At 72.0% G+C, this 22,633-nt stretch carries 24 protein-coding genes; 8 read left to right on the top strand and 16 right to left on the bottom strand.

Going from position 1 to position 22,633, the window contains the following annotated elements:
• The first annotated feature begins 38 nt into the window (after window positions 1-38).
• The gene (locus DMB42_RS23285) at window positions 39-926 is read left to right on the top strand and encodes a carbohydrate ABC transporter permease (protein ID WP_185844822.1); all 888 of its coding nucleotides are present in this window, start codon (window positions 39-41) and stop codon (window positions 924-926) included.
• The gene (locus DMB42_RS23280; protein ID WP_260477883.1) at window positions 923-1,783 is read left to right on the top strand and encodes a carbohydrate ABC transporter permease; all 861 of its coding nucleotides are present in this window, start codon (window positions 923-925) and stop codon (window positions 1,781-1,783) included. The genes DMB42_RS23285 and DMB42_RS23280 overlap by 4 nt, the downstream gene beginning before the upstream one ends.
• Here the strand turns inward: DMB42_RS23280 and DMB42_RS23275 are convergent.
• From DMB42_RS23275 to DMB42_RS23235, 9 genes are all read right to left on the bottom strand, one after another.
• Entirely contained in the window at window positions 1,780-2,781 is a 1,002-nt protein-coding gene (locus DMB42_RS23275) for a 2-hydroxyacid dehydrogenase (RefSeq protein WP_125637103.1), read from the bottom strand. The two genes, DMB42_RS23280 and DMB42_RS23275, sit on opposite strands and share 4 nt — an antisense overlap.
• The gene (locus DMB42_RS23270) at window positions 2,778-3,392 is read right to left on the bottom strand and encodes a histidine phosphatase family protein (RefSeq protein ID WP_125637102.1); all 615 of its coding nucleotides are present in this window, start codon (window positions 3,390-3,392) and stop codon (window positions 2,778-2,780) included. The genes DMB42_RS23275 and DMB42_RS23270 overlap by 4 nt, the downstream gene beginning before the upstream one ends.
• Window positions 3,389-4,834, bottom strand: coding sequence for an FGGY-family carbohydrate kinase (locus tag DMB42_RS23265; protein ID WP_125637101.1), 1,446 nt, complete (start codon window positions 4,832-4,834; stop codon window positions 3,389-3,391). The genes DMB42_RS23270 and DMB42_RS23265 overlap by 4 nt, the downstream gene beginning before the upstream one ends.
• On the bottom strand, window positions 4,831-6,294 hold the full coding sequence (locus tag DMB42_RS23260) for an FGGY-family carbohydrate kinase (protein ID WP_125637100.1): 1,464 nt from the start codon (window positions 6,292-6,294) through the stop codon (window positions 4,831-4,833). Before DMB42_RS23260 ends, DMB42_RS23265 begins: the two co-directional genes overlap by 4 nt.
• Complete coding sequence (locus DMB42_RS23255; RefSeq protein ID WP_189646753.1) at window positions 6,294-7,523, bottom strand: sugar ABC transporter permease; 1,230 nt, start codon at window positions 7,521-7,523, stop codon at window positions 6,294-6,296. The genes DMB42_RS23260 and DMB42_RS23255 overlap by 1 nt, the downstream gene beginning before the upstream one ends.
• Window positions 7,520-8,293: an ATP-binding cassette domain-containing protein gene (locus DMB42_RS23250; RefSeq protein ID WP_125637099.1), complete on the bottom strand. Its 774-nt coding sequence runs from the start codon at window positions 8,291-8,293 to the stop codon at window positions 7,520-7,522. Before DMB42_RS23250 ends, DMB42_RS23255 begins: the two co-directional genes overlap by 4 nt.
• Window positions 8,294-8,302: 9 nt before the next feature.
• Window positions 8,303-9,355: a sugar ABC transporter substrate-binding protein gene (locus DMB42_RS23245; RefSeq protein WP_125637098.1), complete on the bottom strand. Its 1,053-nt coding sequence runs from the start codon at window positions 9,353-9,355 to the stop codon at window positions 8,303-8,305.
• A gap of 170 nt (window positions 9,356-9,525) precedes the next feature.
• Window positions 9,526-10,491 (bottom strand): sugar-binding transcriptional regulator, encoded by a 966-nt coding sequence (locus DMB42_RS23240; RefSeq protein WP_125637097.1) that lies wholly within the window; start codon window positions 10,489-10,491, stop codon window positions 9,526-9,528.
• A gap of 92 nt (window positions 10,492-10,583) precedes the next feature.
• Window positions 10,584-11,570, bottom strand: a complete 987-nt coding sequence (locus DMB42_RS23235; protein ID WP_125637096.1) for a helix-turn-helix transcriptional regulator — start codon at window positions 11,568-11,570, stop codon at window positions 10,584-10,586.
• Between the two features lie 59 nt (window positions 11,571-11,629).
• Here DMB42_RS23235 and DMB42_RS23230 point away from each other — a divergent pair, with 59 nt between their 5' ends.
• Entirely contained in the window at window positions 11,630-12,883 is a 1,254-nt protein-coding gene (locus DMB42_RS23230) for an MFS transporter (protein ID WP_260477882.1), read from the top strand.
• Here the strand turns inward: DMB42_RS23230 and DMB42_RS23225 are convergent.
• Window positions 12,846-13,829: a LacI family DNA-binding transcriptional regulator gene (locus tag DMB42_RS23225; RefSeq protein ID WP_379478557.1), complete on the bottom strand. Its 984-nt coding sequence runs from the start codon at window positions 13,827-13,829 to the stop codon at window positions 12,846-12,848. The genes DMB42_RS23230 and DMB42_RS23225 overlap by 38 nt on opposite strands.
• A gap of 70 nt (window positions 13,830-13,899) precedes the next feature.
• Between DMB42_RS23225 and DMB42_RS23220 the strand changes: the two genes are divergently transcribed.
• Window positions 13,900-15,072: an MFS transporter gene (locus DMB42_RS23220; RefSeq protein ID WP_125637095.1), complete on the top strand. Its 1,173-nt coding sequence runs from the start codon at window positions 13,900-13,902 to the stop codon at window positions 15,070-15,072.
• Window positions 15,073-15,085: 13 nt separating this feature from the next.
• Window positions 15,086-15,751, top strand: a complete 666-nt coding sequence (locus DMB42_RS23215) for a (2Fe-2S)-binding protein (protein ID WP_125637094.1) — start codon at window positions 15,086-15,088, stop codon at window positions 15,749-15,751.
• On the opposite strand, the gene DMB42_RS23210 is transcribed toward DMB42_RS23215, so the two are convergent.
• Together DMB42_RS23210 and DMB42_RS23205 are read right to left on the bottom strand one after the other, a co-directional pair.
• Entirely contained in the window at window positions 15,723-16,259 is a 537-nt protein-coding gene (locus tag DMB42_RS23210; protein WP_229823697.1) for a cysteine dioxygenase family protein, read from the bottom strand. The two genes, DMB42_RS23215 and DMB42_RS23210, sit on opposite strands and share 29 nt — an antisense overlap.
• A 131-nt stretch (window positions 16,260-16,390) precedes the next feature.
• Window positions 16,391-17,272: an amidohydrolase gene (locus tag DMB42_RS23205; protein ID WP_185844821.1), complete on the bottom strand. Its 882-nt coding sequence runs from the start codon at window positions 17,270-17,272 to the stop codon at window positions 16,391-16,393.
• Window positions 17,273-17,513: 241 nt separating this feature from the next.
• On the opposite strand from DMB42_RS23205, the gene DMB42_RS23200 reads away from it, so the two are divergent.
• Window positions 17,514-18,497, top strand: coding sequence for a LacI family DNA-binding transcriptional regulator (locus DMB42_RS23200; RefSeq protein ID WP_229823699.1), 984 nt, complete (start codon window positions 17,514-17,516; stop codon window positions 18,495-18,497).
• Here DMB42_RS23200 and DMB42_RS23195 read toward each other — a convergent pair.
• Together DMB42_RS23195 and DMB42_RS23190 are read right to left on the bottom strand one after the other, a co-directional pair.
• Complete coding sequence (locus tag DMB42_RS23195) at window positions 18,439-19,770, bottom strand: aromatic amino acid ammonia-lyase (protein ID WP_125637090.1); 1,332 nt, start codon at window positions 19,768-19,770, stop codon at window positions 18,439-18,441. The genes DMB42_RS23200 and DMB42_RS23195 overlap by 59 nt on opposite strands.
• A 10-nt stretch (window positions 19,771-19,780) precedes the next feature.
• Window positions 19,781-20,161: a phage holin family protein gene (locus tag DMB42_RS23190; RefSeq protein WP_125637089.1), complete on the bottom strand. Its 381-nt coding sequence runs from the start codon at window positions 20,159-20,161 to the stop codon at window positions 19,781-19,783.
• 116 nt (window positions 20,162-20,277) lie between these two features.
• On the opposite strand from DMB42_RS23190, the gene DMB42_RS23185 reads away from it, so the two are divergent.
• Window positions 20,278-20,553, top strand: a complete 276-nt coding sequence (locus DMB42_RS23185; protein WP_125637088.1) for a hypothetical protein — start codon at window positions 20,278-20,280, stop codon at window positions 20,551-20,553.
• 6 nt (window positions 20,554-20,559) lie between these two features.
• Here the strand turns inward: DMB42_RS23185 and DMB42_RS23180 are convergent, their stop codons facing one another.
• Window positions 20,560-21,333, bottom strand: coding sequence for an FAD:protein FMN transferase (locus DMB42_RS23180; RefSeq protein ID WP_125637087.1), 774 nt, complete (start codon window positions 21,331-21,333; stop codon window positions 20,560-20,562).
• Between the two features lie 50 nt (window positions 21,334-21,383).
• Window positions 21,384-22,079, bottom strand: coding sequence for a hypothetical protein (locus DMB42_RS23175; RefSeq protein ID WP_125637086.1), 696 nt, complete (start codon window positions 22,077-22,079; stop codon window positions 21,384-21,386).
• Between the two features lie 52 nt (window positions 22,080-22,131).
• Here DMB42_RS23175 and DMB42_RS23170 point away from each other — a divergent pair, with 52 nt between their 5' ends.
• A complete protein-coding gene (locus DMB42_RS23170; protein ID WP_125637085.1) occupies window positions 22,132-22,524 on the top strand; it encodes an OsmC family protein in 393 nt (130 codons plus the stop codon).
• The last annotated feature ends 109 nt before the right edge of the window (window positions 22,525-22,633 follow it).

Below are 22,633 nucleotides of genomic sequence, written 5' to 3'. Positions count from 1 at the left end.
TACGGCGGGGGAGGCCCGCCGTACCCGCGCGAAGGGAAATGGTTGTGAGGCGGGCACGCACCTGGCTGCCCGGACTCCTCCTCGTCGCGCCGTCGATCGTGGCGATCGGCGTGTTCGTGTACGGCATGCTGGGCTGGAACTTCCGCCTGGCCATGACCGACCAGCACGATGAGGTGTCCGAGGGCACGTTCGTGGGGCTGAAGAACTTCATCGACATCTGGGACCAGGCACGCTGGCGTCTCTCCGTGAACCACGCGATCGTGTTCACGATCACGTTCGTGGTGGGGGCGCTGGTGCTGGGCTGGTTCCTGGCGTTCCTCATGGAGAAGGGGATCTGGGGAGAGGGCACGTTCCGGGCGATCTACCTGTTCCCGATGGCCGTGTCGTTCGTCGCGACCGGCATCGTGTGGCGGTGGCTGATGAACTCGGGCACGGAGGAGCGGGCGGTCGGGCTGAACCGGCTGTTCGACGCGATCGGGCTGCCGCAGTGGCAGTGGTTCAGGGATCCGGACTGGGGGATGGCCGCGATGGCACTCCCGGCGATATGGCAAATGTCTGGATATGTCATGGCGTTGTTCCTGGCGGGGTTCCGCGGTGTCCCCGAGGAGCTGCGCGAGGCCGCCCGCGTCGACGGCGCCGGCGAGTGGGGCGTCTACCGGCACGTGGTGCTGCCCATGCTCAGGCCGGTCACGCTGTCGGCGCTGATCATCCTTGGGCACATCTCGCTCAAGGTCTTCGACCTCATCGTGGCGGTGTCCGGCAAGCAGATCATCACCGACGTGCCCGCGGTGTTCATGTGGGTGGCCGTGTACGACTCCCACGACCCGGCCAAGGGGGCCACGATCGCGTCGTACATCGTGCTCAGCGTGGCGGTGTTCGTGATCCCGTACCTGATCTGGTCGGTGCGCAAGGAGCGCAGGCCGTGACGGCCGTCGCGGGCGGACGCGGGACCGGGTTCCGCGTGGTGCGGTTCACGTTGCTGATCGTCCTCGTGGTCGTCGTCCTCATACCGATCTACGTGCTGCTGGCCACCAGCTTCAAGCCGCTCACCGAGGCCGACCCCGGCCAGGCGTGGAACCTGCCGCGGACGTGGACCACGGAGGCGTGGCGGGTGGCCTGGGAGAAGCTGGCCCCCGGGTTGTGGAACAGCGTGCTGCTGGCCGTCCCCGGCTCGCTGCTGTCGTGCGCGTTCGGCTCCATGAACGGGTACGTGCTGTCCAAATGGCGTTTCCCCGGCGCGGACGTGCTGTTCACGTTGTTCCTGTTCGGCATGTTCATCCCCTACCAGGGGGTGATGATCCCGCTGGTCAAGCTCATGGTCTGGCTGAACGAGCAGACCGGCCTGGACGGCGTCTTCTACGGCGGCATCCCGGGCCTGGTGCTCGCGCACGTCGTCTACGGCATCCCCATCTGCACGCTGATCTTCCGCAACTACTACGTGACGATCCCCGACGAGCTGATCGAGGCCTCGCGGGTGGACGGCGCGGGGATGTTGCGCGCGTACTGGTCGGTCGTGTTGCCGGTGTCGTGGCCGGCGATCGCGGTGGTGATCATCTGGCAGTTCACCTCGCTGTGGAACGACTTCCTGTTCGCGGTCTTCATCACCGGGCCGCAGAGCTGGCCGACCACCGTCATGCTCAACAACATCGCCGGGGCCCAGGCCACCCCGTACAGCCAGCAGATGGCCGCGGCCGTCCTGGCCTCGATCCCGACGATGCTGATCTACGTGCTGCTCGGCCGGTTCTTCATGCGCGGGCTCATGGCGGGCGCGCTGAAGGGTTAGTTGGCCCGGTGGGCCAGGGGCTCGCCGCGGACGTACCTGGCGACGTCCGCGGCGACGATCCCGGCCGCCTTGGCCGCCGTCTCCTTGCTCGCGCCGGCCAGGTGCGGGGTCATGACCAGGTTCGGCGTGGTCAGCAGGCGCGAGCCGGGAGGGATGGGCTCCTCGGGGAAGACGTCCATGGCCGCGCCGAACAGGTGGCCGGACTCCAGCGCGTCGCACAGCGCGTCGTAGTCGAGCAGCGCGCCGCGGGCGCAGTTGACCAGCACCGAGCCCGCCGGCATGCGGGCGAGCTGCGCGGCGCCGATCATGCCGGCGGTCTCGGGGGTGGCGCGGGCGTGCAGCGACACGAAGCGGGAACGTTCGAGCAGCTCGTCCAGCTCGACCCGGCCGGGCACCTCGACGTAGGGGTCGTGGACCAGCACCTCGGCGCCGAAGCCGGCCAGCATGCGGGCCACCCGGCGGCCGATCGCGCCGTAGCCGACCAGGCCGACCGTGCCGCCCTCCAGCTCGGGGCCGACGTTGTCGTACATGTAGTAGTCGCCGCGCCACACACCGCCGGCCAGGTCGGCGTGCGTGCGCGGGATGCGGCGGGTGGCGGCCAGCAACATGGCGAGCGTGTGCTCGGCCGTGGCCACCGCGTTGCGGCCCGGCGCGTACGTCACCGCGACCCCCGCCGCCGCGGCCGCCTCCAGATTGGCGTTCACCGGCCCGCCCCGGCTCACGCAGAACAGCCGCAGGTCGGGGGAGGCGTCCAGGACGCGCTTGGTCAGCGGGGCCATCTGGGTCACGCAGACCTCGACGCCGCGCAGCGCCTCGATCAGCGCGTCCTCGACGTCCGACGCCTCGTCCACCTCGCCCACGCGGCCGAACGGCTCCACCGGCCACGGCAGCGTCAGCTCGCTGATGTGCACCTCGCCCGGGACCGCCTGCCTGAGCGCGTCGATGAGCAGGCGGTTCTGGACGAAGTGGTCGCCTGCGGCGAGGACTCGGATGGTCAACGAACGGCTCCAATCGGGGAGTTGTACCGCAGGATCGCCGGCCGTCCCGTGCCGGTGCGCAGCTCGGTCACGGCGCAGTTGTCCAGGCGCGGGAAGAGCCGGCGGTACTCGCCGAGCGGGATCCCGACGAGCCGGCACAGAGCGAGCCTGATGGCGGTCGTGTGGGCCACGACGAGCACCCGCCCGCCGGGATGTCGTCCTGAGATGTCATGCAGGGCCGCGACGAACCGGTCGGCGGCCTCGTACGGGTCCTCACCCCCGGGCAGGGGGTGGGCGGCCGGGTCACGTTCGAAGGCGGCCCGTGCCTCGGGGAACCGGTCGTGCATCTCCGCCGAGGTCAGGCCCTCGCCCGCGCCGAGCTCCAGCTCCCGCAGCCGGGCGTCCACCTCCGGCCGTACGCCGGCCGCGGCGGCGCTCGGCGCGGCGGTCAGCCGGGCCCGGCTCAGCGTGGACGACCACACCGCCGCCAGCCCCGCCCGCCCGGCCCAGTCCGCCAGCAGGGTCGCCTGCTCGCGGCCGAGCGGGGTCAGCTCGACGTCGCTGGTCCCCGCGTAGCGGTTCTCGGCGTGCCAGACGGTCTCGCCGTGGCGGACCAGGACGAGGTCGGTCATGGGGTGCTCCTCTTCCGGGCGTGCCCGGCGGCGTTCGCGGGCAGCCAGCCGCGCCGTTCCAGCTCGCCGATGAACCGCAGGTACGGCTCGCGGAGGTCGGCGGCCGACGGCTCGATCACCGCGCGGGTCCTGATCATGTGGCCGGGATCGCCGGCCGCCAGCACGGCCATGCCCAGGGCGGGCTCGGCGTTCTCGCGCAACGTCACGGGACGCCGCAGGACGTCGGCCCTGAGCTGGTTCCAGAAGGCGCTCCTGGTCGCGCCGCCGGTCAGGATGACCTCGCCGGCCACGGACGCGCCCAGCAGGTCGAGGTAGTCGAAGCACAGGCGTTCGAGGAAGGCGGCGCCGAGCAGGACGGCGGCGTACCGCTCGACGTCGTCGGCCGGGTCGCCGCCGATCGTGAACCCCTCGGCCTCGGGGGCGGCGAACGGGAACCGCTCCCCGCGCGAGACCAGCGGGTACGTGATCGGCCCCGGCCAGCCGGGCCGTCCGCCGTAGCGGGCGGCGGCCCGCCTGCTCAGGGCGTCCAGGTCGCGGCCCGGCAGGTCGCGGGAGAGCACGCCGGCGCCCGTGCTGGAGGCGCCGCCGGGCAACCACGAGCCGTCGGGGGCGCGGTGGGAGTAGACCACGCCCAGCGGGTCGTGGATCAGCTCCTCGGTCACGCCCTTCAGCACCAGCGTCGTGCCGATCACCGAGTTCCAGCTCCCCGCCCGCCGGGCGCCCGCACCGAGCTGGGCCGCGCAGCCGTCGGTGGTCCCGGCGATCACCGGCGTCCCCGCCGGGATGCCGGTCTCGGCGGCGGCCCCGGCGCAGACCGCGCCGAGCCGGGCGCCCGGCCGCACCACGTCGGGCAGGGTGCCCGCGGGCACGCCGAGCGCGTCCAGCACGTCGTCCGGCCAGCGCTCACCGATCAGGTCGACGCCGGTCTTGAGGGCGTTGCTCAGGTCGGTGGCCACGTCGTGGCCGACCAGGCGGCGGTTGACGAAGTCGTTCTGGTGCGCGGCGCGTACCCGCGGCGGGGCGTCGCGGAGCAGCCACAGCAGCTTGGGCAGGGCCCAGTTCGGCTGCATGCGCCGGTAGCCGAGCCGTTCCCAGACGGGCCCGCCGGTCTCGTTGACCCGCTCGACCTCGGCCGTGGCGCGGCGGTCGTCGTACATGAGGGCGGGGGTCAGCGGGGCGCCGTCCCGGTCGGTGAGCAGGATCGTTCCAGAGGTGGCGTCCACGGCCACGCCCTCGACCCGCTCGGGCGGCACGTCGCGCAGCGCCTCGCGGGTGGCGGCGGCCAGCTCGCGCCACCACTGCTCGGGGTCCTGCTCGTGGCGGGGGCCGTCGCGGTGGCTGGTCAGCGGGCGGCTCGCCGAGCCGAGCACGTTGCCGTCCGCGTCCACGGCCATCGCCCGTACGCTCTGGGTGCCGAGGTCGATGCCGATCCACACGCTCATGCCCGGCTCCGCATCCCGGCCAGCAGCGGCCACGATCCGGCCTCGGCCGTCCGTAGGGTCAGGAAGTCGGCGAACAGCCGGTCGTACCGATCGCGCAGGCCGGGGTCGGGCTCCACGGCCGCGCGCAGCCGTACGTGCCGGGCCGCCGCCTCCGCGACGGACGCCGCGCCGCCCGTGGCCGCCAGGCCCACCAGGTAGGCCCCCCGCGCCCCCACCTCGTCGTCGGCCGGACGCCGTACGGGCAGCCCGGTGACGTCGGCGATCAGCCGCAGCCAGGCCGCGCTGGCCGAGCCGCCCCCGCACACCCGCAACTCCGTCGGCGCGGCGCCGGTGGCGGCCAGGCAGTCGCGGATCACCATCGTGAGCCCTTCGAGCACGGCCCGCGCGACCTGCTCGCGCCCGTGCTCGAACGACAGGCCCAGCAGCCCGCCCCTGGCCAGCGGGTCGGAGAACGGCGCCCGCTCCCCGGCCGGCGACAGGTACGGCAGGAACGCCAGCCCGCCCGCCCCCGGCTCGCCCAGCAGGGCCAGCTCGCCCAGCTCGGCGGGGTCGCGCAGGCCCAGCAGCCGGCAGGCCCACTGGACGACCTCGGTCCCCGCGAACGTGGGGAAGGCCCGCAGGTAGCCGCCGGGCACCGCGATCGTGATGCCGGTCGGTTCGGCGTCCGGCGGCGACTCCACCAGCACCTCGGTGCACAACGTGGTGCCGAGGATGCCGCACGCCTGGCCGGGCAGCACCGCGCCCGCGCCCAGCGCCGTGGTGACGATGTCGTACGGCGCCATCACCACCGGCGTGCCCAGGGGCAGGCCGAGCGCGTCCGAGGTGAGCGCGGCGACGTGGCCCGAGCGGATCGGGGGCAGCAGCCGCTCGGCCCATTCCAGCCCGAACAGGGTCAGCAGCTCGGGGGAGTAGGCGCGGGTGCGCAGGTCCATGAAGGGGGCCGAGGCGTCGGACTCGTCGGCGACCACCTCGCCCGTCATCCGGGAGAAGATCCAGCCGCCGCAGGTCAGCAGGGCGGCGGCGTGTTCCAGCCGGTCCGGCCGGTGCTCGCGCAGCCAGGTCAGGACGGCGTGCGGCAGGCCGGAGGCGGCCGAGGAGCCGTTCACCGCGAAGGCGGCCGCGGCCGTCCCCGACCTGGTCCAGGCGTCGATCACGGCGGCGGCGCGGCCGTCGTTCCACAGGACGGCCGGGCCGGTGGGCTCGCCGTCGCGGTCCACGAGCCAGCAGCCGTCGCCCTGGGCGGTGACCGCCACGAAGTCGACGGTCTCCACCGTGGCCGCGACCTCGCGTACGGCGTCCGCGACGGCGTCCCAGACGGCGTGCATGTCCTGTTCGGCGTGGCCGGGCGCGGGCCTGGACACCGTCGTGGCACGCCGGGCGACGGCGCTCTCCGCGCCGGTGGCGTCGTACCCGACCGCCTTGATGACCGTGGTTCCCGCGTCCACGCAGATGATCGCCATCAGGCCCTGCCGTGCGAGGTCCTCGACCGGCGCGACACGGAGTCGACGATCACCGCGAGCAGCAGGACGGCGCCGGTGACCACGAACCGGATCGAGGAGTCCAGGTTGAGCAGCGTCAGGCCGCTGGAGATGGACTGGATGACGACGATGCCGAGCAGCGCGCCGAACGCCGTGCCGCGCCCGCCGAACAGGCTCGTCCCGCCGATGACCGCCGCCGCGATGGCGTTGAGGTTGACGTCGCCCGCGCCGCTGCTCTGGTTGGCCGCGGCCAGCCGCGCCGCCGCGAGGATGCCGCCCACCGCCGCGAACGTCGAGCAGAGCACGAACACCGAGGTGTAGACGGCCCTGACGTTGATACCGGCGCGGCGCGCGGCCTCCACGTTGCCGCCGACGGCGTACACGGCCCGGCCCCACTTCGTCCGCGACAGCAGGTAGTGCATGACCAGTACGAGCGCCACGAAGAAGACGAACATCCAGCCCACGCCGCGCGTCTGCCCGAGGTACCAGACCACGAACGCCAGCACCGCCAGCAGCGCGAGGCTCCTGACCGCCAGCAGCGGCACGCTCCTGGCCGACAACCCGGCCCGCCGCCGCTCCCCGGCGTGCAGGAACCCGCTGACGAACAACCACCCGGCCGCGACCACCGCGAACGTGTACGACAACCAGTCGGGCACGAAGTCGAGTTGCGCGAAGTTCACCAGCCCCGAGTCGAACGGCAGGTTGATCGACCCCTTGGTGCCCAGTACGTAGAGCTGGAGGCCGAGGAAGGCGAGCAGACCGGCCAGCGTGATCACGAAGCTGGGCACGCCGAACCGGTTGAAGAGCTGCCCGTACAGCCAGCCGATGACCGCGCCCATGAGCACCGAGGCCAGGATCGCCACCCAGACCGGCAGGCCGTTGCCCACGAACAGCACCGCGAGCACCGCGCCGGACAGTCCGCTGACCGAGCCGACCGACAGGTCGATCTGGCCCACGAGCAGCACGCACACGATGCCGAGCGCGATGACGCCGACGGCGGCCGACTCCAGTGTGAGGTTCACCAGGTTGGCGCTGGACAGGAAGATCGGGTTGAGGATCTGCAACACCGTCCAGATGACGACGAGGCCGATCACGACGGGGATGACGCCGAGGTCGCCGCCGCGGGCCCGTTCGACCACGTCGGCGAGCACGCCGCGCAGCCCCTGGCGGTCGAGCAGCCGCTCGTCCTGGCGGTCCGTGGTCGTCGTCACGGGGTGACCTCCCTCGTGCTCATGGCCTGGGCGCGGCGGGAGACCGCGTTGTCCGTGGCGCCGGTGATCGCGGCGATGATGTCCTCGGCGGAGACGTCGCCCACGTCGAACACCCCGTTGTTACGGCCGAGCCGCAACACCGCCACCTTGTCGGCCACGGCCCGTACGTCGGCCATGTTGTGGCTGATCATGATGACGCCGAGGCCGTTCTCGCGGAGGCGTTCGACCAGGTTGAGCACCTCGGCGGTCTGGGCCACGCCGAGCGCGGCGGTGGGCTCGTCGAGGATGATGATCTTGGGGTCGCCGAGCAGCGACCGCGCGATGGCGACCGTCTGGCGCTGGCCGCCGGACAACGCCGCGACCGGCACCCGTACGCTGGGGATCTTGGCGGAGAGCTGCCGGAGCAGCTCCCACGAGCGGGTCTCCATGGCCACGTCGTTCAGCCGCAGCGGGCGGATCTCCTGGCCGAGGAACAGGTTCTGGATCACGTTGAGGTTCTCGCAGAGCGCCAGGTCCTGGAAGACGGTGGCGATGCCGAGCCGGTGGGCGGCGGCCGGGGTCGGGATCTCGACCTCCCGGCCCTCGAACGAGATCGTCCCCGAGTCCGGCGGGTGCACGCCGGACAGGATCTTGACCAGGGTGGACTTGCCCGCGCCGTTGTCGCCGACGACCGCGACGACCTGGCTCGCCGCCACATCGAGTTCGATGTCCGTGAGGGCGGCCACCGCACCGAAGGTCTTGTTGATGCCCCGCAGGGACAGGACGGTCATCGGCGCCTCCTACTTGATGCCGAGCTCGGTGCAGCCCTTGGCGTACTCGCCGGTGCAGACGTCGGCGGCCTTCATGATCTGGCTGTCGAACAGCACCTCCTTGATGTTCTCCTTGGTCACGACCGTGGGGACGAACAACTGCGAGGGCGTGTTGTAGAGCGTGTCCTTGCCCGCGGGCTTCTTGCCCTGCATGAACTGGTACGCCGTGTCCGCGGCGGCCTCGGCCACGATCTTGATCGGCTTGGAGATCGTGTTGTACTGGTCGCCCGAGACGATGCGCTGGGCGGCGGCGATCTCGGCGTCGTTCCCGGTGATCGGCGGCACCTTGGTCCCGGCCGCCTTGAACGCCGCGATCGAGCCGCCGCCGGTGCCGTCGTTGGCCGCGACGACGCCGACGATCTGGTCCTTGAACTGGGTGATCTGGCCGCTGACCCAGGTCTGGGCCTTCTCCGGCTGCCAGTCGGGGGTGTCGTACTCGGCCAGCAGCTTGAAGCCGCTCGGGTCGACCGCGCTGTGGATGCCCTTCTTGATCAGTCCGGCCGCCGCGTCCGTGGGCGAGCCGTTGACCTGGAGGATGCCGCCTTCGGCGTTCTCCTTCTTGAGGTGGTCGACCAGCGACTGGGCGATCATCGCGCCGATCTTCTCGTTGTCGAACGAGATGTAGTGGTCGGCCGGCGTGGCCGGGATCGGACGGTCGTAGGCGATGACCGGCACCTGCTGCGACTGGGCCGTCTTGACGATGGTGGCCGCCGCGGCGGAGTCGACCGGGTCGATGACGATCGCCTTGACGCCCTGGGCCAGCGCGGAGTTGGCCTGTTGCTGCTGCTTGGCGGCGTCGGAGTCGGCGTTCTGGTAGATGACCTCGCAGCTCGGGCAGAGTTGCTTCATCTTGGCCTCGAACAGCGGCTTGTCCTGCAGTTCGTACCGGGTGGAGGCGAGGTCGGGCATGAGGAAGGCGACCTTCGCGTTCTCGGTGCTGCCGCCGCCGCCGGTGTTCCCATCACCGCCGGAGCCGGAGCCGGAGCCGCACGCGGCCAGCACCGAGCCTGCGAGCACTGCCATTGCGGCGAACGCATACGTCCGCGTCTGAGCTCTGTTCACGGGTTCATTCCTCACTCGCTCATTCATCACGCTCGATGCCCCCGAGACCGGGGCACGCCCTCACAGGAGGGCGAGCCCTGTGGTGCGGCTCACGTTAGCGCGAGGTCAGAATATTTGTCCAGCAAAAATGTTCAGAGCTGGCGAGCGGCCGCCACCAGGCCCTCCGCGGTCGGGGTGTCGGTGACGAGCTGGTTGAAGTAGCCGCCCCGGGCGCCCGCGACGATCGAGAGCACCTTCTCCGCACCCACCGCGACCGCGATCGTGGCCGGGATGCGGCGCAGCTCCTCGGGACGGGTGGCCACCAGGCGCTCGCTGCCCGCGTACGTGACCGGGGCGCCGTTCCTGTCGTAGACGCGCATGCAGACGTCGCCCACGGCGTGGCGCAGGGAGTCGGCGTCGCGGGGCATGAGCGCGGGCACCATCTGCCGCATCAGCGGCGCCGAGCCCACGCCGACGATCGCGCACTTGGCGTGCGCCCACAGGTCCATGACCCGGCGCACGGACGGCTCGTGCTGGAGCGAGTAGAACAGCTCGGGGCCCGGCAGGGCGGGCGCGTAGAGGTAGGCGGGCACGCCGCCGGCGCGTTCGGCCAGGATGCGGGTGGTCTCGTTGGTCTGGAACCAGGGTTGCGGCTCCTCCTGGCCGCCCACGGCCGGCGCGATGGTGACCCCGGGGAACTGGCCGAGGCCCTCGCGGGCGCACTCGTAGACGGTGGTGCCCGAGGAGACCAGCACCACGTCGCCCGACTCCAGCCCCACGGCGGCCAGCGCGCGGGCCACCCCGGGCGCCAGCCACGGGCCGAGCGCGGGGCCGCTGACCTTGGGCACCAGGTAGACGCGCTCCAGGTCGAGCGCCCGTGCCACCTCGGCGGCCAGCGGGCCGTCCTCCAGTGTGGCCGGGCGGTGCACCTTGATCTCGACGATCCCCTGCCTGCGGGCCTCGGTGAGCAGCCTGCTCACGGTCGCCCTGCTGACGCCGAGCCGCTTGGCGATGTCGCCCTGCGTGGCGTCCTCCACGTAGTACTGCTGGGCCGCCGCGTACATCAGCTCGTGGGGGAACCTGGCCTGCGCCTCCGGTGCGACGTCGGCGGCATTCATGCGCGCGCTCCCTCGATGGTGCGTGAACACAATTGCTGAACACATGCGAAAACGACTATACGGCCTTCCGCCGCGAGGGACAGGTTAGTCCGCTACGCCAGGGATCGGCCGACCAACGCGTCACCCAGCGGCGTACGCGCATAAAGCACGGAACGGCCCGTACGGGTGCCCGCGACGAGGCCCGTCCGGCGCAGGGCGGCGAGGTGGCCCCCGGTGGTGCCGAGACTCTGGCCGAGCAGGGCGGCGAGGTGCGTGGTCGTCGCGGGCACGGCCAGCTCGGTGAGGATGCGCGCCCGGGTACGCCCGATCAGCAGCGCCAGGTCGCCGTCCGGCACGCCGACCCCGGCGCCGGTGCCACGCGCCGGGTAGACCAGGGCGTTGGGCCAGGACTCCTCCAGGTACGCCCCGACCGAGCGGGAGAAGGCCGTCGGCAGGAACAGCAGGCCCTTGCCACCCAGCACGTGCAGGCCGTGCCGGGTGTGCAGGCGTACCTCGATGTGCCCGTCCTGACGCCAGCGCACCTGGTCGCTGAGGTCGGCGAGCGCGGCGGCCCAGCCGTAGGCGGCCAGGCGCCCGGCGCGCTGGATCACGTCGCGTTCCAGGATCGTGTGGAAACGCGGCCAGCCCACCGAGATGATCTCCCGCCACAGGGCCTCGTACGCGTCCGCCAGCACCTGCACCACCCGCGGCGAGAACAGCACGTCCCGGAGCTCTCCCGGCAGCGACGGAAGGCCCGCGACCACCCTGGTGATCTCGGCGTGGGCCTGGGCGACCGGGGTCCGGCGCATCGAGGCCAGCTCGGTCTCGAACGGCACGCTCATCCCGGCCGGGGGCGGCGCGATGAAGTCGACGTTCGCGTCGCCCTTGTTGCCGCTGACCGCCGCGAGCGCGCGCAGCGCCGGATGCCGTCCGACCAGGTCGAGGTACGGGCCGCGCCACCGCTCCACCCAGCGGCGGTGCACGCCCGGGTCGTTGCGGCCGTCGAGCGTCCAGTGGGCGTGCATGGTCTCGATCAGCGGCGAGATGGCGAACCTGCTGGCCACCAGGTCCTGCGGGCTGACCTGGATCCTTAGTGGCATCTTTCGGTTATATCCGAAACTGTGGCCCGGGTGGCGGCCGGTTCCGCAGCATCGGGGGTGTGAGAGCGGCGACGTACGGCGATGTGTTCGCCGTCAAGGAGTTCCGGGTGCTCTTCGGCAGCTTCGCGCTGCTCGTCACCGGGGACTCGATCAAGATGCTGGCCCTGTCCGTGCTGGTGTACGCGCGTACCGGGTCTCCCGGGTTGTCGGCGGCGGCGTACATGGCGGGGTGGTTGCCGTACATCGTGGGCGGGATGTTCCTGTTGTCGCTGGCCGACCGGCTGCGGCCCAGGGCGCTGATGGTGACCGGGGAGGTCGTCCGGGCGGTGGTGTGCCTGCTGCTCGCCTACGCGGGGCTGCCGGTGTGGGGGATGCTGGCGCTGGTGCTGGTCAGCGGGCTGTTCTCGCCGGTGTTCGGCGCGGCCAGGTCGGCGACGCTGCCGGACGTGCTGCCGGGGGACGCGTTCGTGCTCGGGCGGTCGGTGCTCGGGGTCACCTCGGCCGCGGCGCAGGTCGGGGGGCTCGCGGCGGGGGGCGCGTTCCTGGCCCTCGCGGGAGCGCAGGGCGCCCTGGCCGCTACGGCGGGCCTCGCGCTGGCCGGCGCCGCGGTCCTCCGGTACGGCCTACCCAACCGCCCACCCCGCCTCCCTTCCACCCTCGGAGCCGCTGGTGAGGGGGCGGTGCGGCAGACGTTGCGGGTGAATCGGCGCCTGCTGGCCGATCCGCGGGTGCGGGGGCTGCTGCTGGCCGGGTGGGTGCCGACGATGTGCCTGGCGGGGGCGGAGGCGATGATCGTGCCGTACCTGGGCGGTCAGGGGCGGGCGGGCGTGGTGCTCGCGGCGGCGGCGGTCGGGATGGCGGTGGGGGAGTTCGTCGTGGGCAGGTTCGCCGCGCCGCCGCTGCGGGAGCGGTTGTCCGCGCCGCTCGCGGTGTTGCTCGGGGTGCCGTGGCTGGGGTTCGTGTTCGGGCCGGGCGCCGGGTGGGCGGCGGTGCTGGCGGCGTGCGCGGCGGCGGGGCTGTCGTACCAGCTCGGGTTGCAGCGGCGGTTCGTGGACGCGGTGCCCGAGGAGGCGCGCGGGCAGGCGTTCGGGCTGCAGTCGGCGGGGCTCATGACCGGGCAGGCGGCCGGCGCGGCCCTGATCGGAGTGCTCGGCGAGACCGCCGGCCCCGGGCCCGCGATCGTCACGGCGGGCGCCGCGGGCATCCTGTCCGCCCTCGTCCTGCTCCGTTCCCTACGCCCCCCGACCCCCGCCCCAGCCCCGGCCTCCGGTACGGCTAAGGCGTCGGGAGTTCGCCGGAGCCGCGCGGGATGAGCCGTACGGGCAGCTCCACGTGCTCCGGCGGCCCGCCGTCACCGCGCAACCGGCGGAACAGCAGCTCGGCCGCCACCCGCCCCATCCACGCCGGATCCTGGGCCACCACGCTCACCCCCGGCCGCAGCAGATCGGCCAGCTCGAAGTCGTCGAACCCCACGAGCGCCAGCCGCCGTCCCTCCAGGGCCCGCAGCGCGGTCACCGTGAGCCGGCCGTTCCCGGTGAACAGCGCGGTCGGCGGCTCGTCCAGCGCGAGCATGCGCCCGAGATCGGCCCGTACGTCGTCCAGCGCCGGCGTACGCATCGCCACCAGCCGCGGATCGAACAGCCCGCCCAGCGCCCTGCGGTAGCCCGCCAGCCGCTCGGCCGCGGTGTAGATCGCCGGATCGTCCCCCAGGAACGCGATCCTGTGGTGCCCGTGCGCGAGCAGGTGCCGTACGGCCCGCTCGGCCCCGCCCGCGTTGTCGGCGAGCACGGTGTCCACGTCGATCCCGGACCCCGGCGGCCGGTCGGCGAACACCACGGGCGTGCCGGTCTCCAGCTCACCCCGCAGGTACGCGTGATCGTCCCCAGCCGGGACGACGATCAGCCCGTCCACCCGGCGCGCGCAGAACGTCTCGACCACCTCGCGCTCCCTGCCCGGCTCCTCGCCCGACGATCCGCTGAGCAGCAGGCAGCCGTGCGCGATGACGACGTCCTCGACGGCCCGGCTGAGACCGGCGTAGAACGGGTCGGCGACGTCCTCGATGACCAGCCCGATCGTGGCGGTCATGCCCCTGCGCAGGCCCCTGGCGCTCTCGTTGCGGCTGTAGCCCAGCCGGTCGATGGCCGCGCGCACCCGTTCGGCGGTCGCCGGATGGACGCCGGGCTCGCCGTTGACGACGCGCGAGACGGTCTTGAGCGCCACGCCCGCCGCCGACGCGACGTCCTTCATCGTCGGTCTCACGCTTGGATCATGTCCTACTCCATCCGGGCGGACAACGCTGTCAGAACGCCTGTGCCAGAGTAGGTGCCCTATGTCGTTGAGAAACGTCTTGCTGGTGGCCGGATTCCTGCTGGCCGCGCTCAACCTGAGACCCGCCATCGCGGGCCTGTCCCCGCTCCTCGACGAGATCATGAAGGACGTCGGGCTGTCCCCGTCGGGCGGCGGCGCGATCACCACCGTCATGGTCGTCTGCCTGGGCGTGTTCGGCCCGCTCACGCCGCTGCTCGCGCGGCGCATCGGCCTGGACAGGACCCTGCTGGCCGGCCTGCTCGTGGTCGCCGCGGGCGACCTGGTCCGCGGGCTCGACGGCGCTCCCGTGCTCTACCTGGGCTCCGCGCTGGCCGCGACGGCCATCGCCGTCATGAACGTCGCCATGCCCGGCATCGTGAAGCAGCACTTCCCCACCCGGGTCAACCTGCTCACCGGCGTCTACGTCGCGGCCGTGGTCGCCGGCGCGGCCGCGGCCTCGGCCCTGGTGATCCCGCTGGAACGGGCCACCGGCTTCGACTGGCGCGGCGTCTCGGCCCTGCTCGCCGTGCCCGCCCTGCTCGCGGCCCTGCTCTGGCTGCCCCAGGCGATGCGAGGGAAGGCGGCCGAGCAGAACGGCCCGAGGCCGTTCGGCGCCATCCTGCGCAGCCGCGTCACCTGGTACGTGACCGCCCTCATGGGCCTGCAGTCGCTCACCTTCTACGTCATGCTGGCCTGGCTGCCGACGATCTTCCTCGACGCCGGCCTGCCCGCCGACCAGGCCGGTTACCTGCTCAGCCTGACGAACCTGGTCCAGGTCGCGACCTCGCTCGCCGTCCCGGTGCTGGCCGGACGCCGGGACTCCCAGGTCCCGTACGTGGTGGGCGCCGGCGTGCTGACCGTGTTCGGTTACCTCGGCGTACTGCTGGCCCCGGCCACCGTGCCGTGGTTGTGGATGGTCGTGCTCGGCATCGGCCAGGGGGCCTCGTTCGCGCTGGCGCTGCTGATCATCGCGCTGCGGCCGGCCGATCCCGCCGGGGTGACCGCGCTGTCGGCCGTGGCCCAGTCGGTGGGGTACGTGGTGGCCGCGCTGGGCCCGCTGCTCTTCGGTTACCTCAGGGAGGTCTCGGGCGGCTGGACCGTGCCGCTGACGGTCGGCCTGGGCATACTCGGGGCCCAGCTGGTCGCTGGATGGTTCGCCGGACGCCCTGCTACTTTAGGTAAGGCTAACCTGTAGAAAGGGATCCAGCGTGCTGACCGAGGCTCTCCAGCGTCTGGCCGACAGCCGCGGCGGCGTCATCGGAGTCGAGCCGGGCCTCGTCATCGACCCCGACGAGAGCTGGACGGCCGCCGCCGAGCTGGTACGGGAGCCGTACACACTGCTGGAGGGCCTGATCGCGCAGACGGCCGGACGCTGGAACGCGCCGCGGCACGTCGGCGCGGCGCTGTTCTGGAAGACCTTCGGCTACTGGCACACCCTGCCCATGGCGCTCGGCTGGGCCCTGGATGGCCGGATCCCGGTCATGCGGCTGGCCGACACGTACTTCAAGGTCTCCGACGCCGGCGTGACGATCGCCGCCGCCCGGGTGAGCTGGGGGACCGGCGTCGAGCCGATCCGCGAGGTGCTGGCCGAGGCGCAGCAGCCCCTCGTCCGGACCATCGGCGCGCTCGCCAAGGTCGGCGAGCGCACGCTGTGGGGCTCGACCGCCGAGGCGTTCGCCCACCCGCTGGTCTCCATCGTCGAGGGCGACTACATGGCCCTGCTGGCCGAGATCGGCCGGCCGGTCGACGGGCTGGTCGAGCCCGCCGACGACGGCTACTTCCGCAGGACGTGCTGCCTGTGGATCACCCTGCCCGACGTCGAGGCGTGCGGGAGCTGCTGCGTGCTCAGGCCACAGCGACAGGCTCGTCCATAGGACGCAGCTCGTCGGCGTAGCTCACCGAGACGCGGCGCATGACGCCGCTGTCGTCGATGGAGTACTGGCCGAGCCGCCACAGCGGCGGCGAGTAGGCGTGGATCGACACGCTCTCGCCGACCGCGCCGCCGAGCCGGTGGATGTGGTCCGGCCCGAACGAGAACGACTGTCCGGCGGGCACCACGGTCTCCAGGTGCTCGCCGCCGATGCGCGGGTTGGACTCCTTCAACGCCCCCTGGACGACGTTCACCGCGCCCGAGGAGATGTCGTGGTCGTGCCAGCCCGTGTCGTCCTCGGGGCGCCAGCACAACACCCAGACGTCCACGTAGGCGTCCCGGTACAACGAGGCGTAGTGCCGCCCGCCGTCGGCCGGGAAGTCGACCAGGTCGCGCCACTCCTGCGGGTTGGCGGCCAGCTCGTCGACCAGGCCGCGCAGCTCGCGCCGGTCGAGCGCGCGCTCGGGAAGCCGCCCACAAGCGCCCCCGCCCTGAATCTGGATGTCACTCACGTACGAGTCTCCCTTCTGCATCTCATGGCCGCACTCCGTTGCGGCGGGCTCGGTCGCCATATGCCGTCGCCTTCCCCCGCTCTGGTCGCTTCGCTCCCGCCGCTCCTCCAGGCGACGGCACTCCCTCGCGCTCATGGCCGCACCTGTGGAGTGGGATGCCGGGCGCGGCCCAGGAGGCGGTTGGGGTTGGTGGTTTTGATGGCGTGGGCGGCGGCTGTGCCGAGGCCGGGGTCGGGGGCGACGGCGTACGGGGCGTCGGAGCCGTTGACGACGACGTCGATGCCCAGTTCGCGGACGATCGCGTCGATGGCGCGCGGCCCGTACGAGGAGGTCTCCACGTAGAAGCCGGGGTCGACCAGGCCGCGCCCGGTGCCGCCCCTGGCGATGAGCCGTTCCGAGTGCAGCGGCGCCAGACCGGCCAGCAACGCGAAGCACACCCGCAACCTCGGGTGCCGGGGCCGGACCACGGCGTGGAAGTAGTGCCAGGCCGCCTGCATCTGCTGCACGTACGGCACCAGCGCCGGCCACCACGGCGGCGTCCCCGGCGGCGGCGGCGCGCCGGCCGGCCCCGGGTGCACGAACAGCGGCAGGTCCCGCTCGGTGAGCACGTCGAGCAGCCGGTCGTCGGGTACGGCGGTGGCCGGGATCTGCAACCCCGCCGGCCCCCGGTCGAGGTCCTTGGCCAGCCGCCCGGGGTCGGGCGCGCTGTGGCAGGTCGCCGCCCAGACGCCGAAGGGCTCGCCGAGCCCGAGCGCGCCCTCGTGGTAGGCGTCGATCAGCGGCCAGGACTCCTCCGGCGGCAGGAACTCCACGCCGAGCGGGCTCGACAACGACACCAGCGCCAGGTCGAGCCCGGTCGTGTCCCGCTGCTCGTGATCGGCCGGGTCGACCTCGTACGGCGGCTCGCCGTCGAGCAGCAGCGTCCACCCGTCGAGCCGGGGCGGGACGGTGCGAGCGCGCAGCGCGGCGACGAACGAGCCGGTCCACAGATGCTGATGCACGTCGATGCTCACGATCACACCTCCCTCTATTTCCTACTGAGATTACAGGTAAACGAAGTGTCCTGCGAAATCAAGGTGGTGAACCGTTTCAGTGATACGGTTCAGTGAACCGCTTCACTGTCCTATTTGTCAACGGTCCTCCTGTCTGCGAAGAGCCAAGAAGAAGCCCGCGAGCGTGGCAGTGCGCCCGGCTTCTGTCGGTGACAGGCAATAGGCTGGCTGGATGCCGCGGAAGAGAGCGACGATTCGGGAAGTGGCCCGCGCGACCGGCCTGTCTCCGGCGGCCGTCTCCTATGCGCTGCGCGGCATGCAGGTCTCCGAGGAGACGATGGAGCGCGTCCGCGCCGCCGCCGCCGAGCTCGGCTACGAGGCCGACCCCATCGCCAGGGCCCTGGCCAGCGGCCGCACGGGCATGATCGGCCTGCTCTGCGGCTCGCTCGAAGACCTGTGGCAGCAGTCGCTGGCAGTCGGCATCAGCAGGGGCCTGCGGGAGAAGGACCGTTACGCCCTGATCCTCGATGCGGTCGGCGACCCCGACCGTGAGCGCGTGCTCGCCCAGCAGCTCCGCGACCAGCGGGTCGACGGCATGATCGTGCAGCCGGTCGACCCGGCCGCGCCGTTCTGGGCGGAGTTGTGCGAGTCGCTGCCCGTCGTCGCCATCGGCGACGCGCTGGCGGGCACGGCGGGCGAGGTCGTCTTCGACAACCGCCGGGGCGTCACGCTGGCCCTCGAACACCTGGCCGGGCTCGGCCACCGCCGCGTCGCCGTGCTCACGCCCACCCAGGCGAGCACGCCCGACCGTCCGGCCGACGTGCACGTCCTGGCCGAGGCCGACCGGCTGGGGCTCGACATCGAGGTCGTCACGGCCCCCCACGACCTGGCCGCGGCCACCTCGGCCGCCCACGAGATCCTCTCCACGTCCAGGCCCGGCGCGATCTTCTGCTTCGCCGACTCCATCGCCTACGGCGTCTACGCCGCGGCCCAGGAGCTGGGCCTGTCGATCCCCGGCGACGTCTCGGTCATGGGCTACGACGACCATCCCATGTCGGGCCTCCTCACCCCGGGCCTGACGACGGTCGACTGGGACATCGACGGCATCGTCAGGGCCGCCGTGCGCCTCATCGTGGCCGCGGCCGACGGCGGCACCCGCCGCCGCCGCGTCGTCCAGGAGCCGACGCTCAGGGAGCGTGGCTCGGTCGCGCAAGCGCCGCCCGCGCCTCGTCCAGCTCGTCGGTGAGCGGCCGGTCGGGGCTCGCCCCGCGGCGGACCCGTACGGCCGCGACGCGTTCGCAGGCCAGCACGATCTCCAGGGGTTCGAGGCAGCGCAGCGCGTGACGGGCGGCCTGGGTGGCGAAACCGGCGTGGTCCTCGGTGCCCAGGGAGATCACCGCGGTCCCGGTCGTCACGGGTGTCGCGAGGTGGCGCAGCTCGGCCAGGGCGTCCTGGGCGACGTACTCGAGGATCATCAGGCCGGAGGCGCCCGGCCGGTCGGCGAGGAAGGGCAGCCGGCCGGTGTAGGCGGGGTTCATGAGGGTGGCCAGGCGGGCGGTGCTGAGCTGGGCGGTCTGGGCCAGCGCGGCCCGCAGCGCGTCGAGGGCCAGGGCCACCGGGGCCGAGTGGAAGTTGCCGTTGTGCCAGGCCAGGGTGCCGGTGATGAGCGGGTTCTCGGTGGCGGCGTTCAGGTCGGTCTCGACGGTCGCGGTGGCACGCTCCAACGCCTCCACGGCCGCGCCGTGCACCTGCGCGAAGGCGCGGTAGCCGTAGGGGTCCTGGACGCGGGTGGCCAGCTCGTGGGTGAGCAGGCCGCGCAGCCGTCCGGCCACGCGCGCCTGGCCCGGGTGGGGCCTGGCCTCCTGTACGGCTCCGGCCAGCGGCTCGGCGGAGGCGTCCACGGCGGTGAAGGACAGCGCGGCCACGTCCACGGCGGCGTCGAGCAGCCCGCCCAGGCGATGGCAGGCCAGGGCGGCGTCGGCCAGTGTGGCCGCGCCCGAGCTGATGAACGGCAGCGCGTCGCCCGAGGCGAACACGAAGCGCGGCCCGGCCGTCTCTAGCCCGTCGCGCCGCCACGGCAGCTCGCCCAGCAGGCACAGGGCCGTGGTCGCGAGCGCCGCCAGGTCGCCGGTGCCGATCGCGCCGTACGTACGGACCGGCGGCGTGAACCCGTCGTTGACCGCCTCGGCCAGGACGGCAGGTACGGCCGGATCGATGCCCGAGCCGCCCGCCATGAGCTGGTTGAGCCGTACGACGAGCATGGCCCTGGCACGTTCGGCCTCCACCAGGGGACCCGCTCCGCAGGCGTGGCTGCGCAGCAGGTCGAGGCCGGGGGAGTCGAGCCGGACGTCCCGGTTGGCGCCCACGCCGGTGCTGCGGCCGTAGACGGGGCCGGTCAGTCCTTGGGCGGTGGCCCACGACGCCCGGGCCCGATCGAGGGGACCGATCGAGACCCGGGTCCGCCCGTACGCGGCTTCGTGCACCTGCGCGCAGGTCAGGGCGGTGCCGTTGAGCTTCATGGAGAGGGGATCAGTCGTTGTCGGGGATGAACAGGCCGAGCAGCCAGCTGACGAGGCTGATGATGATCGCGCCCCAGAAGGCGGCGGGGTAGAAGTTGTCGACGTGGAAGGGGATGTCGAACTGGCCGGCGATCCAGCTGGTCAGCAGCAGCATGGCCGCGTTGATCACGAGGAGGAACAGGCCCAGGGTCAGCACGATGACCGCGCAGCCCAGCGCCTTGACGATCGGCTTCACGATAGCGTTGACGATGCCGAAGATCAGGGCCACGAGGAGCAGGACTCCCCAGTACTTGGCCGAGTTCTCCGGGGCGGTGACCCTGATGCCGTCGATGAACTGCATGGCGACCCAGAGGGCCGCCGCTGCCGCGACGGTTCTGATGATGAATCTCACGCTGGTTGATCCTCCCACTTGAGATCCGCCGATGCGATAGGCCGACAGGAGGATCACGGCTGATCGCTGAGAGTAGTCAGCGGTTACCTGTGACCCAAGTCGGGAAAGGGAGCGGGATGGACGCTAATGGTCTTGAGTCGTTGCCCGCGGCGGAGTTGCACGACCGAGCGGTGAGTTACGCCGTACGCCATGGGGATCTGGGTTTCCTGTGGAACCTGCTCAAGGTGATCCCGGCCGCCGAGGCCGCCAGCGGTCATGAGAGTGAGACCGCCAACGACCTCAGCCGGGTCTCCGCGCTGCTCAGCGATGCGATCGCGGCGGGTGAGGGTGAGCTCGGCGAGGCGCTGCGCCCGATCTATCTCGAATACCTGCGCGAGCATCCCGACGCCTGACCGCGCTCAGCCGGCCAGGCGCGCCTGCGCGGCGATCCCCGAGATGCCGGGCGTGCTGACCTCCTTGCCGTCCCGCAGCACGATCATCGTCTGGTACGCGCCCGCCTCGGCGAGGTCGGCCGCGAAACGCCTGGCCAGGGTGGGGCCCATCGCGTACATCGCGGTGGCGTAGGCGTCGGCCACGCCGAGGTCGGGGCCGATCACGCTGACCGAGCCCAGCGTCTCCTGGCGTTCCCCGGTGCGCGGGTCGACGGCGTCGGCGCCGCCCGAGGTGGCGATGCCGAGGTCGCGGGCGTACAGGACCTTCCTGACGACGTCGGTGCGCGGGTCGCGGATGCCGACGCGCCACGGCTTGCCCGGGGCGGCCGAGCCGCGCACCCGGATGTCGCCGCCCGCGTTGATGCGGTGGTCACCGGCGCCCGCGTTGCACAGGGCCCGCGACAGGCGTTCCAGCGCCCAGCCCTTGATGTAGCCGGAGGGGTCGAGCACGCCGTTGATCCGGTGCTCGAACCAGCCGCCCGTCGCCTCGCTCAGCTCCTCGCAGCGGTGGAGAACCTCGATGAGCTCGGGGATCTGCCTGATGGTCAGGCCATGGTTGAGTCGCCAGATCTGGCTGTCCTCCTTGGCCGGGCTGAAGGTGTCGGCCACCCAGCGCAACCAGGAGAAGGCGTCGTCGATCAGGGGGGTGAGCTCTCTGGCCGGCAGAGCCGTGCGGATGTCCACGCTGACGGGCATGCCCATGACCGTGTCGACACGGGCGCTTCCGGGGAAAATCGTCACCTGGCCTCCTTGTCCGCCGCCCACGCTCTCACGTCGGCCGTAATGTGGGCCTAAACCTTTTGCCCGGCTTTGAAATGAACCTGTGATCTTGGGACTGCGAGGCGTGACAACGCGCCACCGACGTACCGGGTGAACCGGCGCGGGCCCTCGACGACCACCTCGCGTTCGGCGATGTCGGGGATCTCGCGGCCGAGGCCGGAGGCGCTGATACGTTCCTTGGCCCTCGGGTCGTGCTCGGCGCCGGTGACGAGGATGAGGCCGTACCTGGCCTCCAGGTCGCGCAGCTCGGTGGTGGCGCGCTCGGTCCGGTAGACGGCCACGGTGTCGCCGGTCAGCCTGGAGCGCAGGGTCTGCGGGTCCATGCCGGTCGCGATCAGCACCCTGCCTCTGGTCTCGGGCGCGACCGTGTGGCTGCGTACCGCCATGACCGCCGCCATCGCGTACAGCAGGAGCGACCCGACGCGGCTGGGTTCGGTCACGTACGCGCTGGAGCTGAGCTCGTGGGCCACCAGCAGCGCGCCGGCCAGGTAGCCGCCGAGCCGCAGCCGCTGCCTGGCCTGCTCGGTGCGCAGCAGGTCGGCGGCCTTGACGGTGACGAAGCCGAGCGCGACGAGCAACGCCGCGGCGGCGTACGCGGTGGGCCGCCAGGGGTAGCCGAACCCCGGCTGGATCGCGCCGAACTCGGCGACCGCGACCCCGCACCAGAAGAGGATGGGACCGTGACTCGCATTCACCTCACTAGCCATGCCTATGACGATGCTGAAGGAACATGAGAGCTTTCTGAGTAGGGTCTGAAACATGGCTAACGTGCGTGTTGAGCGGACAGAAGACGGCGGATTCCGGGCCACGAACGCCCGCGGCGCCGAGGTGAAGATCGGCGGCGGCGACGAGGAGGGTGTGTTCACGCCCGTCGAGCTGCTGCTCGCGGCGGTGGGCGGCTGCAACATCGTGACCGTCGAGCCGCTCACGGCCAAGCGCGGGCACCGGCTGGTGCGCCTGGCCATGACGGTGGAGTCGGAGAAGGTCGAGCCGAACAAGCTCGGGCCGGTGACGGTCACCTATGACGTGGAGCTGCCCTCGGAGCAGGCCGACGAGGTGTTCCGGGCGGTGGCCGGGCGGGTGCACGAGAAGTACTGCACGGTGAGCAGATCGTTGCAGGAAGGCACAGAGGTTCGATTGGAACTTCCGTAGTCGGATTAAACGCTTATTCGACCCCGTTATGACGCGACCGTTGCATTCGTCTCGGTAGCGTTGGAGCAGGTCGAGAGGCCGAAAGACCTTCACCGATGCGGACGCGGAG

This window comes from Nonomuraea sp. WAC 01424 (genome assembly GCF_003947315.1).
GTDB lineage: Bacteria > Actinomycetota > Actinomycetes > Streptosporangiales > Streptosporangiaceae > Nonomuraea > Nonomuraea spiralis.
The sequence above is the reverse complement of the archived record's forward strand: the minus strand, read 5'-3'. Positions and strand labels throughout refer to the sequence as shown.

What these genes read in the sequence shown, in the direction of transcription:
- DMB42_RS23175 (WP_125637086.1), bottom strand. Translation starts at nt 22,079, where the DNA reads ATGGCTAGTGAGGTGAATGCGAGTCACGGTCCCATCCTCTTCTGGTGC.
- DMB42_RS23220 (WP_125637095.1), top strand. Translation starts at nt 13,900, where the DNA reads ATGTCGTTGAGAAACGTCTTGCTGGTGGCCGGATTCCTGCTGGCCGCG.
- DMB42_RS23285 (WP_185844822.1), top strand. Translation starts at nt 39, where the DNA reads ATGGTTGTGAGGCGGGCACGCACCTGGCTGCCCGGACTCCTCCTCGTC.
- DMB42_RS23260 (WP_125637100.1), bottom strand. Translation starts at nt 6,294, where the DNA reads ATGGCGATCATCTGCGTGGACGCGGGAACCACGGTCATCAAGGCGGTC.
- DMB42_RS23245 (WP_125637098.1), bottom strand. Translation starts at nt 9,355, where the DNA reads ATGGCAGTGCTCGCAGGCTCGGTGCTGGCCGCGTGCGGCTCCGGCTCC.
- DMB42_RS23240 (WP_125637097.1), bottom strand. Translation starts at nt 10,491, where the DNA reads ATGAATGCCGCCGACGTCGCACCGGAGGCGCAGGCCAGGTTCCCCCAC.
- DMB42_RS23170 (WP_125637085.1), top strand. Translation starts at nt 22,132, where the DNA reads ATGGCTAACGTGCGTGTTGAGCGGACAGAAGACGGCGGATTCCGGGCC.
- DMB42_RS23265 (WP_125637101.1), bottom strand. Translation starts at nt 4,834, where the DNA reads ATGAGCGTGTGGATCGGCATCGACCTCGGCACCCAGAGCGTACGGGCG.
- DMB42_RS23270 (WP_125637102.1), bottom strand. Translation starts at nt 3,392, where the DNA reads ATGACCGACCTCGTCCTGGTCCGCCACGGCGAGACCGTCTGGCACGCC.
- DMB42_RS23250 (WP_125637099.1), bottom strand. Translation starts at nt 8,293, where the DNA reads ATGACCGTCCTGTCCCTGCGGGGCATCAACAAGACCTTCGGTGCGGTG.
- DMB42_RS23195 (WP_125637090.1), bottom strand. Translation starts at nt 19,770, where the DNA reads ATGAAGCTCAACGGCACCGCCCTGACCTGCGCGCAGGTGCACGAAGCC.
- DMB42_RS23235 (WP_125637096.1), bottom strand. Translation starts at nt 11,570, where the DNA reads ATGCCACTAAGGATCCAGGTCAGCCCGCAGGACCTGGTGGCCAGCAGG.
- DMB42_RS23185 (WP_125637088.1), top strand. Translation starts at nt 20,278, where the DNA reads ATGGACGCTAATGGTCTTGAGTCGTTGCCCGCGGCGGAGTTGCACGAC.